The 13,559-nt window shown below is 68.9% G+C and carries 12 protein-coding genes and 2 pseudogenes; 4 read left to right on the forward strand and 10 right to left on the reverse strand.

Features of this window, described 5'->3' with window-relative positions; translation table 11 throughout:
• Positions 1–224 precede the first annotated feature (224 nt).
• From H0I39_RS02705 to H0I39_RS02725, 5 genes are all read right to left on the reverse strand, one after another.
• A complete protein-coding gene (locus H0I39_RS02705; protein ID WP_180549483.1) occupies positions 225–650 on the reverse strand; it encodes a MipA/OmpV family protein in 426 nt (141 codons plus the stop codon).
• A complete protein-coding gene (locus H0I39_RS02710) occupies positions 619–1,185 on the reverse strand; it encodes a hypothetical protein (RefSeq protein WP_180549484.1) in 567 nt (188 codons plus the stop codon). Before H0I39_RS02710 ends, H0I39_RS02705 begins: the two co-directional genes overlap by 32 nt.
• 174 nt (positions 1,186–1,359) lie before the next feature.
• On the reverse strand, positions 1,360–1,932 hold the full coding sequence (locus tag H0I39_RS23045; RefSeq protein WP_180549485.1) for a hypothetical protein: 573 nt from the start codon (positions 1,930–1,932) through the stop codon (positions 1,360–1,362).
• A gap of 265 nt (positions 1,933–2,197) precedes the next feature.
• Positions 2,198–3,622 carry a sensor histidine kinase gene (locus tag H0I39_RS02720; protein ID WP_180549486.1) on the reverse strand — a complete coding sequence of 475 codons (1,425 nt, stop codon included), beginning with the start codon at positions 3,620–3,622 and terminating at the stop codon, positions 2,198–2,200.
• A gap of 136 nt (positions 3,623–3,758) precedes the next feature.
• Positions 3,759–4,673 (reverse strand): hypothetical protein, encoded by a 915-nt coding sequence (locus H0I39_RS02725; protein WP_180549487.1) that lies wholly within the window; start codon positions 4,671–4,673, stop codon positions 3,759–3,761.
• A 114-nt stretch (positions 4,674–4,787) separates the two neighbouring features.
• Here H0I39_RS02725 and H0I39_RS02730 point away from each other — a divergent pair, with 114 nt between their 5' ends.
• From H0I39_RS02730 to H0I39_RS02740, 3 genes are all read left to right on the forward strand, one after another.
• The gene (locus H0I39_RS02730) at positions 4,788–5,105 is read left to right on the forward strand and encodes a hypothetical protein (RefSeq protein WP_308645750.1); all 318 of its coding nucleotides are present in this window, start codon (positions 4,788–4,790) and stop codon (positions 5,103–5,105) included.
• Between the two features lie 110 nt (positions 5,106–5,215).
• Complete coding sequence (locus H0I39_RS02735) at positions 5,216–6,100, forward strand: EamA family transporter (RefSeq protein WP_257645955.1); 885 nt, start codon at positions 5,216–5,218, stop codon at positions 6,098–6,100.
• 47 nt (positions 6,101–6,147) lie between these two features.
• Positions 6,148–6,663, forward strand: coding sequence for a redoxin family protein (locus tag H0I39_RS02740; protein ID WP_257645582.1), 516 nt, complete (start codon positions 6,148–6,150; stop codon positions 6,661–6,663).
• A 197-nt stretch (positions 6,664–6,860) separates the two neighbouring features.
• Here H0I39_RS02740 and sbcB read toward each other — a convergent pair.
• The 4 genes and pseudogenes from sbcB to clpS form a co-directional block, all read right to left on the reverse strand.
• Positions 6,861–8,310: pseudogene (sbcB, locus tag H0I39_RS02745) on the reverse strand (exodeoxyribonuclease I).
• A 50-nt stretch (positions 8,311–8,360) separates the two neighbouring features.
• Positions 8,361–8,741: a VOC family protein gene (locus tag H0I39_RS02750; protein ID WP_180549490.1), complete on the reverse strand. Its 381-nt coding sequence runs from the start codon at positions 8,739–8,741 to the stop codon at positions 8,361–8,363.
• Between the two features lie 125 nt (positions 8,742–8,866).
• A pseudogene (gene clpA, locus H0I39_RS02755) lies at positions 8,867–11,201 on the reverse strand (ATP-dependent Clp protease ATP-binding subunit ClpA).
• 118 nt (positions 11,202–11,319) lie between these two features.
• Positions 11,320–11,643 carry an ATP-dependent Clp protease adapter ClpS gene (gene clpS, locus H0I39_RS02760; RefSeq protein WP_180551661.1) on the reverse strand — a complete coding sequence of 108 codons (324 nt, stop codon included), beginning with the start codon at positions 11,641–11,643 and terminating at the stop codon, positions 11,320–11,322.
• Between the two features lie 247 nt (positions 11,644–11,890).
• On the opposite strand from clpS, the gene H0I39_RS02765 reads away from it, so the two are divergent.
• Positions 11,891–12,166 carry a cold-shock protein gene (locus H0I39_RS02765; RefSeq protein WP_180549491.1) on the forward strand — a complete coding sequence of 92 codons (276 nt, stop codon included), beginning with the start codon at positions 11,891–11,893 and terminating at the stop codon, positions 12,164–12,166.
• Between the two features lie 86 nt (positions 12,167–12,252).
• Here H0I39_RS02765 and icd read toward each other — a convergent pair whose 3' ends face one another.
• Positions 12,253–13,506 (reverse strand): NADP-dependent isocitrate dehydrogenase, encoded by a 1,254-nt coding sequence (gene icd / locus H0I39_RS02770; protein ID WP_180549492.1) that lies wholly within the window; start codon positions 13,504–13,506, stop codon positions 12,253–12,255.
• Positions 13,507–13,559: the final 53 nt, after the last annotated feature.

A 13,559-nucleotide genomic window follows, 5' to 3' on the forward strand; every position in this document is an offset into this window, starting at 1 on the left:
TGAAAACCTTGCGCGAGCTTTTGCAAGTGATGGGGCCATCTTCCTTGATGAGCGGCAGATGATGCTTCTGCGTCTTCTGCGCTGGCTTGGCGATTTCTGCGTTCAAAGGTTTTTCAACTTGCTTTCTTTCGAGTCAATATAAAGCCAAATCGGGCTTCAGCGCCCGCCCCAACTGCTCAGATAGCTCCCCTATTGATAGCAACAACAGGACGGATCGTGCCGCTTCAGTTGCGCCACGCGATGCCCACGGTGGCCGACACGCCGCTGCTGCGCACCGTGAGCGGGCTGCGCCGGGCATCGCCGTGCAGCTGCGAATAGCGCAGGCCGCCGAACACCACCCAGGCGCGCGACAGCGCATGCGCCACGTCGACGCCGATCTCCGTCTGGTACAGCCCGGCGCGCGGCTTGAAGGCGGGGTAGCCCGAGGCCGTGGTGGACGCCTGCGGAATGCCGAACTGGCTGCGCATGTACTGGCTGTTGCCCCACGAGGCGCCAAGGCCGAAGTCCATGCGCGTGGTCTCGCTGATGGGCCAGCGGTAGCCCAGCCAGCCGTCCAGCTCCATGCCGCGGCCGCGGTTCAGGATGTCCTGCGAGGCGGCCAGGCTGGCCGTCCAGCGGTCAGTGAGGTTGTAGCGCGCGCACGCGGGCACGCAGCGTGGCGCGCACGTCGGGCACGCCCTTCAGGCGCTCGGTGTCGGCCACGTCGCGGCCGCGGTCGATGTTGAGCGACAGGCTGAGGTTGAAGTCGTCGGTTTCGCGCAGCACGGCCTGGGCGCCGCTGCCGCGGTCGCGCCGGCCCTGCCCCATCAGGCCGTAGCCGCCGCCGGTGCTGAGGCGCCAGCGGCCCCATTGCAGCGCACCCACGGGCTTGAGCTTGAAGTCCTGGCTTTTGCCGCCGAAGAAGTTGGGGCTGGTGTTGGCCGCCACGCCGACGAGAAAGTGCACGCGCTCGTCGTCGGGCTGCTCGGGGCGGTGCGGCTGCGGCAGGTTGTCGTAGGCCCAGGGCTGCTGTGCGCGCCGCGCCGGCGGGGGTGCCGGGCGCGGTTTCGCCGGCGGCGGCCACGCCGGGAGCGGGCGGGGTGCTGGTCTGGGCGAGGTGCAGCGCGGGGCCGGACGCCGCGAAGGCCTCCTGCGGCGCCATGGCCTCGACATCGAGCGTGGCCAGCGCCGGCGCGGCGCAGCCAAGGCCGGCGATGACGGCGGTGAGGGCGCGGGCGCGAGGCAAGGGGATGAACGGCAACTGCATGGTCAGGATGATGCGCGAAAAACCAGCGGCCAACCGGCCGCACCCGGCTATTGTCGCGCTGCCGTGGCGCGCGGCATGAAAAAGCCCGCGTGATGCGGGCTGGTGGTCTGCGCTCAGCGGCCGTCGCCGTCGGCATCGCCGGGCAGCGCGCGTTCCACGCGGTGCCACGCGGCCTGGCTGGCCAGGCGGGCCTGCTCCCAGGTCAGGCGGGATTGGCCCTTGAGCGATTCCCAGTCGTTGCGCAGCTCGGCCTCGGCCTGCTCCCAAGGGCGGTCGGCGTAGCGGCCACGGCCCTGATAACCCAGGCGGTAGGCGGGGGCGTAGTCGTCCTCGTAGCTGTAGCCTTCCACATAGCCGGGCTGGCCGATGTGGTTGTCGCGCCAATAGTCGTAATTCGGGTCGCCGGCGCTAACGGCGGCGTAACCACCCAGTGCACCGGCGATGGCACCGATGGTGCCGCCCACGACGATGCCGACCGGGCCCGCCACGGCGGTACCGATGGCCGCGCCCGCCGCGGCGCCCGCGGCCATGCCACCGCCCATGACGACGCTGTTGGCTTCGAACGCCCGCTCTGCGGGCGTCAGCGGCTCCTGCGCCTTCAGGCGCGGGTCTTGCGAGGGGATGCCGGCCGGTGCGGCGGTGGGCGGTTCCTCGGGCGGTTGGGTGTTCTTCAGGTCGTTGGCCATGTCGGCTCCTTGTCTCGGTGGTTTCGTCGGATCGGCTCGCGGGGCGCTGGCTTTGCAGTTGGCGCCGATGAGCCGGCATGGGACCACTGTGCAGCGTGCAGCACGCGCCGGCTGTCGCCGAAGGCCGCTGCGGCTGTCGGTCAGGCCTGACAGCGGGCGTGGGCGTGGGCGCCGGGGCGGTGGCGCACCGGCGTCGATTGCTATTTTTAGAAGCTTTCCGCGGCGTGCTGACGCCGACCTGCGCCGGTTGGATGGCAGCGCTGCGTCAGCCGGGCGCGCAGCCGCTGTGCACGCTGGCCGGCGGCAGCGCGATGCGGAACACCGATCCGCGGCCGAGCTGCGAGCGCACGCTGACGCTGCAGCCGGTCTGCCGCGCCAGCTGCTGCACCACGGTCAGGCCGAGGCCGAAGCCGTCCTGCGTGCCCGTGTGCTGGCCGGATTTGAAGAATTCCTGGAACACCTGCGCCTGCTCGTGCGGCGCGATGCCGGCGCCGGTGTCCCACACCTCCAGCCGCGGCGCCGACAGCGTGCCGCGCAGCGCCAGCAGCACGCCGCCCTGATCGGTGTAGCGGATGGCATTGGCCACCAGGTTGCCCAGGATGCGCTGCATCATCACGCGGTCCGTCGTCACCCTGGCACACTGCAGCGCGCGGCTGGTCCGCAGGCGCAGCCGCAGCCCCTTGTCGTGCATGGCGGGGCGGGCCTGCACCTCCATGTCGGTCAGCAGTTCGTGCAGGCACACCGGCTGCGGCACCGGGTGCAGGCGGCCCCAGTCCAGCAGCGCCAGGTCGAAAAGGTTGTCGAACAGGCTGTTGACGGCGGCGCTGGACTTGACGATGCGCGGCGCCAGGTCGTCCACCTGGTCCGGGTCCTGCTGCAGCATGTCGGCGTACAGCCGCAGTGCGTGCACCGGCTGGCGGATGTCGTGCGTGGCCACGGCCAGAAAGCGCCGCCGCGCGTCCAGCGCCTGCTCCAGGTCGGCACTGCGCGCCTGCAGCGAATCGATCAGCAGCGCGTTGCGGTGCTGCAGCGTCATGGCGCGCAGGAACACCTCGTGCTGCGTGCGCCCGATGTGCACCAGCGCGAACCAGTAGACCAGCAGCAGCACCAGCATGAGGCCGTTGATCCACGCCACCTGGGGCAGCAGGGCCAGCACCACCGCGTAAGACACCACCAGCGCCCCGGCAAAGCTGTTGATGTAGGCCATCAGGCTGGGCCGGTGCGGCGCCAGCGCGGCGATGGAGAGCGCGCCGATGCAGACCAGGATCAACCAGCTGACCATCAGCGCCGCCGAGGCGCCCTGGCTGCCGGCAAAGATCAGCACCGAGCAGCCCCACAGCGCGCCGTAGAGGGCCCACGGCCAGCGCAGGCGGCGCCCGAAGTGCGCGCGCTCGGCCGCGCTGCCCTGCATCACCTGCCGTGCATGAAAGCGCAGCAGCGCCATCCACGCCAGTTCGGCCGCCATGGCGATGGCGCCCCAGATCAGCGGCCACGGGCCGCCGCGCTGGCGCCACAGCAGGGCCGAGAACACCACCGCCGTGATGAGCGAGGGCCATTGCAGCCCGCGCAGCGTGGCCAGCACGTTGTCCACCAGCGCGGCGTCGACCTCGACCGAATCGGGCACACGCGCCGCGTCGGCATCGCGCTCGTCGGCGGGGGCAGGCAGGGTCGGGGGATGGGTGGAAGACATGCAGGGGGCGGGCAGGCCCGGCGGATTCTACGGAGCGGGGTGCGGGCTTTCTTCAGCCGGCATCAGAGCACCGCTTCTTGGCCTGCTTGCCAGCGCGATGATCACGATTCACCACGACCCGATCGTGGGCTCGCAGTCAGGCCTGGGCAGGCGGCGCCGCGCCACCGGCGCGCGCGCAGGCCCAGGCCACGCCGGGCCGTGCGCCCGGCACCGTGTCGCACGCCAATGCGTACAGCGCCGGCAGATCGCCGCGCGTGGCCACGCCGCCCAGCGCCGCGGCCAGAGGGGCCAGCGGGTCGGCGCCGCTGGCGGGCAGCGCTGCGACGGGCGTGAACAGGTTGAACTTCATCAGCAGCTTCTGGTCGTCGGCATTCGGTGCGCGCGGCAGCTGGGCGATGAAGCGGCGAAACGGCGAACCGGGCGGCTGCGTGGCCTGCAGCCACTCCCAGCGGTTGCACTGGCCGTAGGTCTTGAAGTTGCCCTCGCCCATGCCGCTGGGGAACATGTTGGCGTTGAGCACGGCCAGCTCGTCCAGGATCCGCGCCTCGTGCCAGCCGGCGGCCTCGCGCTCGGCGATGCGGGCGAACAGGTCCACCGGGCGCGTGCCGAAGTCCTCGTCGTTCTCGATCCACTGTACCTGGCTGGATTCGGGCGCACCGCCCACCTTGGCGCGGCACAGGCGGTACTGGTTGAACCAGGCGTGGGCCTCACCCAGCTCGCGCGAGCGGGCGTAGGCCTGCGCGTCGGCAAAGCTGGCGGCAGGCTGCCACTGCGGCGGAAACAGCAGCGCGTGGCCCAGCTCGTGCGCCAGCGACCCAAACGTGGCGTGGGTGCACACCGCTGGCGCGGGCGGGTGGAAGAAGCGGATCAGCCCCGGCTGGCCGGTGGCGGCGCTGAAGGCGGCCTCGACCCGCTCGATGCAGCCGCCCTGGCGATGGAAGTCGGCCAGCTGCGCCCACATGGCGGGCGTCTGGCGCACCGCCTGCGCCTCGTCGTCGGCAAAGCCGGCGTGGCGCAGGTCGCGCAGGATGCGGCGGGCGAGGAACCACATGGCGGAACCGACTGTAGCGCGGCCCCACAATGCAGGCATGAACCACCCGCTGCCCCCGACGAACTGCGCGCCCTGCAGGCCCAGGCGCCCGCCGCGCCGCACTGCGCTTGCAGCGTGGGCGCCTGCGCCGGCTGGCGCAGCCTGCCGCCCGAGCGCTGGCCCGCCGCGCGCATGCAGGCCGTGGGCACGCTGCGCGATGCGGACGTGTACGAGCCGAGCTTCGAGGAACTGCACCCGCAGGGCACGCGCTACGAATCGGCCGACGCGCCGGTGGCGCCGCACTTCTACCCCTACAACCGCTGCACGCTGTTCCGCTGCGCCGACTGCCAGCGCTTGCTGCTGCGCTACACCGAGGCCGGCGGCTACTACGTGGACGAACGCGTGCGCGAACTGGCGCCCGGCCTGCCGGTGCTGGGCGACCAGCCCGCCTGATACTATCGTATTGATAGCTTTCGACGCTTGTATCCGGGCGCCTGAAGCCCGATTTCACCCATCCACCCCGACACCATGACCACCCCCTGCCCGCCCCGGCATCCGCCACGCTGCCGATGCGCCACCTGCTGCTGGGCCTGGCGGTGGTGGCGGTGTGGGGCACCAACTTCGTGGTCATCAAGTACGCGCTGGCGCACCTGCCGCCGCTGGCGCTGGCGGCGCTGCGCTTTGCGCTGGCGGCGTTTCCGGCGCTGCTGTTCATCGGCCGGCCGGCGGCCAGCTGGCGCAACGTGGCGGCCTACGGGCTGCTGATCGGCGTGGCGCAGTTCGGGCTGATGTTCATCGCCATGACGCGCTTCGTCTCGCCCGGCCTGGCCTCGCTGGTGGTGCAGGTGCAGGTGTTCTTCACCATCGGCCTGGCCATGCTGCTGGCGGGCGAGCGGGTGCGCGTGTTCCAGGTTCTGGCCATGGCCCTGTCGGTGGCGGGCATGGTGCTGATCGGCTGGCACGCCGTGACCGAGGGCGCGTCCGTCACGCCGCTGGGGCTGGTGCTGATGCTGCTGGCCGCCCTGGCCTGGGCCTGCGGCAACATCGTCAGCCGCGCCGCGGGCCGCGTGGACGCGCTGGGCTACATGGTGTGGAGCAGCCTGTTCGCCGTGCCGCCGCTGGTGGCGCTGTCGCTGCTGCTGGAGGGCTGGCCCGCCATCCACGCCGGGCTGCTGTCGGCCACCTGGGGCACCTGGGTGGCCGTGCTGTGGCAGTCGGTGGGCAACACGCTGTTCGGCTACGGCGCCTGGGCCTGGCTGCTGGCGCGCTACCCGGCGGCCAGCGTCACGCCGCTGGCGCTGCTGGTGCCGGTGTTCGGCATGGGCGCATCGGCGCTGTGGCTGCGCGAGCCCATGCCGGGCTGGAAGATCGGCGCCGCGCTGCTGGTGCTGGGCGGGCTGGCGCTGAACCTGCTGTGGCCGCGGCTGCGCGCTGTGCTGGCGCGCTGAACTACAGTCGGCGCATGTCTGAAGTCACGAGCACAAGGAAACACTGGATGCATCGCGTGCGCTGGCGCTCGCACCTGGCCACGCTGGCCATGGTGCTGGTGGCGCTGCTGGCCGCGCACTTCTGGCAGACGCGGAACGTGCCCGGCGGGCCGGCGCCGGATTTCAGCGCGCTGGCCGTGAGCGCGCAGGACGGCGCGGTGCTGAGCCTGGCGCAGTGGCGCGCCGCTCACCCCAGCCAGCAGGTGGCGCTGCACTTCTGGGCCGAGTGGTGCCCCATCTGCAAGCTGGAAGAGCATAGCGTGAGCCGCGTGTCGCGCGACTGGCCGGTGCTGACGGTGGCCATGCAGTCGGGCGACGTGGCGGCGGTGCGGCGCGTGCTGGGGCAGCGCTCGCTGGAATGGGCCACGGTGATCGACCCGGATGGCTCGGTCGCGGCAAGCTACGGCTTTCGCGCCGTGCCGGCCTTCGTGGCCATCGGCAGCGACGGCCGCATCCGCGCCACCAGCGTGGGCTACACCAGCGAGATCGGCATGCGGCTGCGACTGTGGTGGGCGCGGTGGTGATGTTGGCGGAGTCGTTGGCCGTGAATCATGGCGATAACGATTTGGTGCGGAACTTCAGTATCAATACAAGAGCTGCTCGCGCCTGATTGATGGGCGCCAGAGCCTGATTTCATACACAAAAATATTCGGAAGGTCCCCCTCCTTTCGAAACCTCACGACCACGGCTGCCCCGCAACAGCATCCGCGATACGCCGCCCTCAGTGCTCGGGGGCGATGTGCTCGCCCCACTCGTACAGCGCCTCCAGCACGCCTTGCGCGCGCTCGTCGTCCTCGACGCCTTCGGCCAGCCCATCGATGCGGTCGAAAAAGCCCTGCAGCGTGAGCGCGCCGCCCTCGCCTTCCATCAGCCGCGCCGCGCGGTGCTCGGCCCAGCGCGCCTGCTCGGCGTCGCTCAGCGTGTCGGGGAAGTTGCGCGCGCGGTAGCGCCACACCAGCTCGGTCAGGCGCGCGTCGTCGAAGCCGGTGCGGGCCAGCGCCAGCTCGGACGGCGACAGGCGCAGCAGGTCGTTCAGGCGGCGGCGGTCGGCGTTGCCGACGAAGCCGCCGTACAGATCCTCGTCCACGTCGAGCGCTTCGCCACCGGCGGGGCGTGCATAGACGGCGGGCCACAGCGCGCTCAGGTCGGGAAGCGCGCGCAGGCGCTCGAAGTGGCGCTCGGCCAGCGCCAGGTCGACGCCGTGGCGCGCGGCCTGCGCGTCGGTCAGCGTCTTCAGGTGGCCGATGACCATGGGCGACTTGTTCAGGTGCACGCCCTTGATGGCCAGGCGCGACACGCCCTCGGGCAGCTCGGCCGTGGGGGTGAACAGGCGCTCGCGGATGGCCTCGGGCTTCAGGTCGGCCAGCTCGGCCGGGTCGGCGGCCAGGTCCCAGGCCAGCAGCTCGTTCTTGTTGGTGGGGTGCATGGCCAGCGGCGCCATCACGGCGATGCAGCCGCGCGCGGCACCGAACATGCCGCTGACGTGCAGGAAGGGCCGTGCATCCTGCAGCGTGGTGGGCAGGCGCAGCTCCTGCGCCACGCGCTCTTTTATGCAGCGACAGGCAGAAGTCGAACAGCTTGGGCTGGCGCTGGCGCAGCAGCCGCGCCAGCGCGATGGTGGCGCGCACATCGGACAGCGCATCGTGCGCCGATTCGTGCGCCAGGCCGTTGGCGGCGCTCAGCTTCTCGAGCCGGAAGGTGGTGTGGCCGTCCTCGCCCACCGGCCACTCGATGCCCTCGGGCCGCAACGCGTGCGCGGTGCGCACCACGTCCAGCAGATCCCAGCGCCCGCAGCCGTTCTGCCACTCGCGCGCATAGGGGTCGCGCAGGTTGCGCCACAGCATGAAGCGGGTGACCTCGTCGTCGAAGCGGATCGAGTTGTAGCCGACGCCGATGGTTCCGCCCTCGCCCAGCGCATCGTTGATGCGGCGGGCGAATTCATGCTCGGGCACGCCCTTGGCCGCGCACTCCTGCGGCGTGATGCCGGTGATCAGGCAGCTTTCGGGCTCGGGCAGCACGTCGGTCGCCGGCTGGCAGTACAGCATCAGCGGCTCGCCGATCTCGTTCAGCTCGGCATCGGTGCGGATGGCGGCGAACTGCGCCGGCCGGTCGCGCCGCGGGTTGGCGCCGAAGGTTTCGTAGTCGTGCCAGAGAAAGGTGGGCGTGCTCATGGGCACCGAGCATAGCGGGCGCCAGCGTGGTGCTGATGCGTTGCCGGGGCTCAGGCCTTGGGCGGACGGTGCAGGCCGCAGATCTTGTGGCCATCCGGGTCGCGGAAGTAGCACAGGTACAGGCCGGCGGGGCCGCCGCGCCAGCCGGGTGGGTCTTCCACCGGCACGGCGCCGTGCGCGATGGCCGTGGCGTGGAACTGGTCCACCTGCTCCGGGCTGGCCAGGTTGAAGCCGATGGTCGTGCCGTTGCTGCAGGTGGCGGGCTGGCCGTCGATGGGCTGGCTCACGCTGAACGTGCCGCCGTTGGCACGCCAGAACACGCGGTGGCGGTCCACCACGCCGGGCTTGGCGCCGGTAACGGCCAGCACGGCATCGTAGAAAAGCCTGGATTTCTCGAGATCGTTGGTGCCGATCATCACGTGGCTGAACATGGGCATCCTTCCTGTCGGAGTTGAAAAGTGGGGTTGGATGCTAGCAGCCGGCGGCGGCCGTTCGCCGCCAGAAACAAGAAAGGCTGGTTGCCTGGGCAACCAGCCTTTGGTGGGCGCAGCGGGCTTCAGTCCGCCGCCATTTCCTCTTCCGGCTCGGCCGGCTCGGCGCCCTTGGCGCGCTCGCGCTTCGGGTTCGGGGTGATGTCGAGCAGCACCTCGTCCTTCTCGTCCAGGTCGACTTCGAGACGCCCACCCTCGGTCAGGCGACCGAACAGCAGTTCGTCGGCCAGCGCCTTGCGGATGGTGTCCTGGATCAGGCGCTGCATCGGGCGCGCGCCCATCAGCGGATCGAAGCCCTTCTTGGCGAGGAACTTGCGCAGCTTGTCGGTGAAGGTGACTTCGACCTTCTTCTCGGCCAGCTGCTGCTCCAGCTGCAGCAGGAACTTGTCGACCACGCGCAGGATGACGTTTTCATCCAGCGGCTTGAAGCTGACGATCGCGTCGAGCCGGTTGCGGAACTCGGGCGTGAACAGCCGCTTGATGTCGGCCATCTCGTCGCCCGCCTGGCGCTGCGTGGTGAAGCCGATGGTGCTCTTGTTCAGCGTCTCGGCGCCCGCGTTCGTCGTCATGATGATGATGACGTTGCGGAAGTCGGCCTTGCGCCCGTTGTTGTCGGTCAGCGTGCCGTGGTCCATCACCTGCAGCAGCACATTGAAGATGTCGGGGTGCGCCTTCTCGATCTCGTCGAGCAGCAGCACGCAGTGCGGCTTCTTGCTGACGGCCTCGGTCAGCAGCCCGCCCTGGTCGAAGCCGACGTAGCCCGGAGGCGCGCCGATCAGGCGGCTCACCGCATGGCGCTCCATATATTCCGACATGTCGAAGCGGATCAGCTCGACGCCCATGATGTAGGCGAGCTGCTTGGCAGCCTCGGTCTTGCCGACGCCGGTGGGGCCGCTGAACAGGAAGCTGCCGATCGGCTTGTCGCCCTTGCCCAGACCCGAGCGTGCCATCTTGACGGCGGCGGCCAGCACTTCGAGTGCCTTGTCCTGACCGAACACCACGCTCTTCAGGTCGCGTTCCAGCGTCTGCAGCTTGCTGCGGTCGTCGTTGGACACGCTGGCCGGCGGGATGCGGGCAATTTTTGCCACGATCTCCTCGATCTCGTGCTTGCCGATGGTCTTCTTGCGCTTGCTGGCCACGGCGATGCGCTGCGCCGCGCCGGCCTCGTCGATGACGTCGATGGCCTTGTCGGGCAGGTGGCGGTCGGTGATGTACTTGGCCGACAGCTCGGCCGCGGCCTGCAGCGCCGAAGTGGCGTACTTGACGGCGTGGTGCTCCTCGAAGCGGCTCTTGAGGCCCTTGAGGATCTCGATCGTCTCGGGCACCGTGGGCTCGACCACGTCGACCTTCTGGAAGCGCCGCGACAGCGCCGCGTCCTTCTCGAAGATGCCGCGGTACTCGGTGAAGGTGGTGGCGCCGATGCACTTGAGCTGGCCGCTGGACAGCGCCGGCGAGCAGGTTGGACGCGTCCAGCGTGCCGCCCGACGCCGCGCCGGCGCCGATCAGGGTGTGGATCTCGTCGATGAACAGGATCGCGCCCGGCTTGTCCTTCAGGCTCTTCAACACGCCCTTCAGGCGCTGCTCGAAGTCGCCGCGGTACTTGGTGCCGGCCAGCAGCGCGCCCATGTCGAGTGCGTAGACGGTGGCGTCTTCCAGCACCTCGGGCACGGTGCCTTCGGTGATGCGCCAGGCCAGACCTTCGGCGATGGCGGTCTTGCCCACGCCGGCCTCGCCCACCAGCAGCGGGTTGTTCTTGCGCCGGCGGCACAGGATCTGGATGGTGCGCTCGACCTCGTAGTCGCGGCCGATCAGCGGGTCGATCTTGCCTTCCTTGGCATTCTGGTTCAGGTTGACGGTGAACTGCTCCAGCGGCGACTGCTTCTCGCTCTTCTCGCCGCCTTCCGCCTCGCCCTCGGCGCCGCCCTGCTGGCCTTCAGTGGGCTTGCTGGCTTCGGGCGGGTCGCTCTTGCGGATGCCGTGGGCGATGAAGTTGACAACGTCCAGGCGCGTGACGCCCTGCTGGTGCAGGTAGTACACGGCGTGCGAATCCTTCTCGCCGAAGATGGCAACCAGCACGTTGGCACCGGTCACTTCCTTCTTGCCGTTGCCGGTGCTCTGCACGTGCATGATGGCGCGCTGGATCACGCGCTGGAATCCCAGCGTGGGCTGCGTGTCCACGTCGTCGGTGCCGGCCACCTGGGGCGTGTTGTCCTTGATGAAGTTGGTCAGCGACTTGCGCAAGTCGTCGATGTTGGCCGAGCAGGCGCGCAGCACCTCGGCGGCGCTGGGGTTGTCCAGCAGCGCCAGCAGCAGGTGCTCGACGGTAATGAATTCGTGGCGCTGCTGACGGGCCTCGACGAACGCCATGTGGAGGCTGACTTCCAGTTCCTGGGCAATCATGGTGTGTTTCCTTTAGCGCCTTAAGCTTACGACTGTCTCAAGGCTTCGACAGTCACAGTTGGGGAAGTTCGGTGATATTCAACGCCGTGACCCTCGTCGCCGTCATGCGGGGTTTGCCCTACTCGACCGGCTCGCTGACGCACTGCAGCGGGTGGCCGGCCTCGCGCGCGGCGTCCATCACCTGGTCCACCTTGGTGCTGGCCACGTCGCGCGAATACACGCCGCACACGCCTTTGCCGTCCAGGTGGATCTTCAGCATGATCTGGGTGGCGGTTTCGCGGTCCTTGCCGAAGAACTCCTGGATCACGACGACGACGAACTCCATCGGCGTGTAGTCGTCGTTCAGCATCACCACCTGGTACATCTGCGGCGGCTTGACCTTGAGCGGCACGCGCTCGAGCACGACACTGTCGCCGCCGCCGGGCTGCTGCGCCGGCACGATGGGGCCCGGGGTGGTGGGTGGCTTCTTGGGGTGGTGGTCGCCATGAAAATCATTCTATCGGGCCGCCTGCAACCCAGTCGTGCGCGCGCCCAAAGCCGGCACATGGGGTTGCCGGCGCAGATCGCAAGCCTTCAAGTTAGCGCGCGCCCACCGGGAAGCCCCCAAACGGTGGGCGGCCGGTTGACAAGCGCGAAGTTGTTACAGCACACTCAGGCGGCAAGGATGGAAGTCATAGAAGGAGACCCCGATGCCCATTGGAAAAGTCAAGTGGTTCAACGACCTCAAAGGGTTTGGATTCATCGAGCCGGATGGCGGCGGCCCGGACGTGTTCGCGCATTTCTCGGCCATAGACATGGACGGCTTCAAGACACTGAAAGAAGGCGCCCGCGTCAGCTACGAAGTGAACCAGGGTCCCAAGGGCCTGCTGGCCATCAAGATCCGCACCGAACCGGCCGATGACGGCGTGGCCCAGGCCATGCCATCAGCCCAGCCCGCCAGCGATCAGCCTCTGATGCCGAACTGACGGCGCGTTGCACGCGCCCAGCAAAAGCCCGGGCATGCCCGGGCTTTTTGTGGACGGCGCACCCGAAGGCGCGCCGGCAGCGGTGGTCACATGTGCTCGATCATCACCTGGCCAAAGCCCGAGCAGCTGACCTGCGTGGCACCTTCCATCAGCCGCGCGAAGTCGTAGGTGACCTTCTTGCTCTGGATGGCGCCTTCCATGCTGCTGATGATCAGGTCGGCGGCCTCGGTCCAGCCCATGTGGCGCAGCATCATCTCGGCGCTGAGGATTTCGGAGCCGGGGTTGACGTAGTCCTTGCCGGCGTACTTGGGCGCCGTGCCATGCGTGGCCTCGAAGCAGGCCACGCTGTCGCTCAGGTTGGCGCCGGGCGCGATGCCGATGCCGCCCACCTGCGCGGCCAGCGCGTCTGATACATAGTCGCCGTTCAGGTTCAGCGTGGCGATCACGCTGTATTCAGCCGGGCGCAGCAGGATCTGCTGCAGGAAGGCGTCGGCGATCGAATCCTTGACGATGATGTCCCTGCCCGTCTTGGGGTTCTTGAACTTGCACCACGGGCCGCCGTCCATCAGTTCGGCGCCGAACTCGCGCTGCGCCAGCGCGTAGCCCCAGTCGCGGAAGCCACCCTCGGTGTACTTCATGATGTTGCCCTTGTGCACCAGGGTGACGCTGGGCTTGTCGTTGTCGATGGCGTACTGGATGGCCTTGCGCACCAGGCGCTCGGTGCCCTCGATGGACACCGGCTTGACGCCGATGCCCGAGGTCTCCGGAAAGCGGATCTTGGTCACGCCCATCTCGTTGATCAGGAAGTTGATCAGCTTCTGCGCCTTGTCGCTCCTGGCCTCGTACTCGATGCCGGCGTAGATGTCCTCGCTGTTCTCGCGGAAGATCACCATGTCGACCTTCTCGGGCTCCTTCAGCGGTGAGGGCACACCCTTGAAGTAGCGCACCGGGCGCAGGCAGACGTACAGGTCCAGCTCCTGGCGCAGCGCCACGTTGAGGCTGCGGATGCCGCCACCCACGGGCGTGGTCAGCGGGCCCTTGATGGAGACCACGTACTCCTTCAGCGCCGCCAGCGTCTCCTCGGGCAGCCAGACGTCGGGGCCGTAGACGCGCGTCGACTTCTCGCCCGCGTACACCTCCATCCAGTGGATTTTGCGCTGGCCGCCGTAGGACTTCTCGACCGCGGCATCGACCACCTTGATCATCACCGGCGTGATGTCGAGGCCCGTGCCATCGCCTTCGATGAAGGGGATGATCGGCTGCTCGGGCACGTTCAGCGTGAAGTCGGGGTTGACGGTGATCTTCTGGCCGCCTGAGGGCACCTGGATGTGCTGGTACATGGAATGGAGTCTCCGAAGGGTGATACCGGGACCAGCGCCACGCCGCGGCGGGC

It is taken from the genome of Ottowia beijingensis (genome assembly GCF_013423955.1).
In the GTDB taxonomy this organism is placed as follows: domain Bacteria; phylum Pseudomonadota; class Gammaproteobacteria; order Burkholderiales; family Burkholderiaceae_C; genus Ottowia; species Ottowia beijingensis.

Excerpts from the sequence above, each read along its gene's own strand:
- H0I39_RS23045 (WP_180549485.1), bottom strand. The coding sequence starts at position 1,932 with ATGGCCAACGACCTGAAGAACACCCAACCGCCCGAGGAACCGCCCACC.
- H0I39_RS02720 (WP_180549486.1), bottom strand. The coding sequence starts at position 3,622 with ATGTCTTCCACCCATCCCCCGACCCTGCCTGCCCCCGCCGACGAGCGC.
- H0I39_RS02725 (WP_180549487.1), bottom strand. The coding sequence starts at position 4,673 with ATGTGGTTCCTCGCCCGCCGCATCCTGCGCGACCTGCGCCACGCCGGC.
- H0I39_RS02740 (WP_257645582.1), top strand. The coding sequence starts at position 6,148 with ATGCATCGCGTGCGCTGGCGCTCGCACCTGGCCACGCTGGCCATGGTG.
- H0I39_RS02750 (WP_180549490.1), bottom strand. The coding sequence starts at position 8,741 with ATGTTCAGCCACGTGATGATCGGCACCAACGATCTCGAGAAATCCAGG.
- H0I39_RS02765 (WP_180549491.1), top strand. The coding sequence starts at position 11,891 with ATGCCCATTGGAAAAGTCAAGTGGTTCAACGACCTCAAAGGGTTTGGA.
- icd (WP_180549492.1), bottom strand. The coding sequence starts at position 13,506 with ATGTACCAGCACATCCAGGTGCCCTCAGGCGGCCAGAAGATCACCGTC.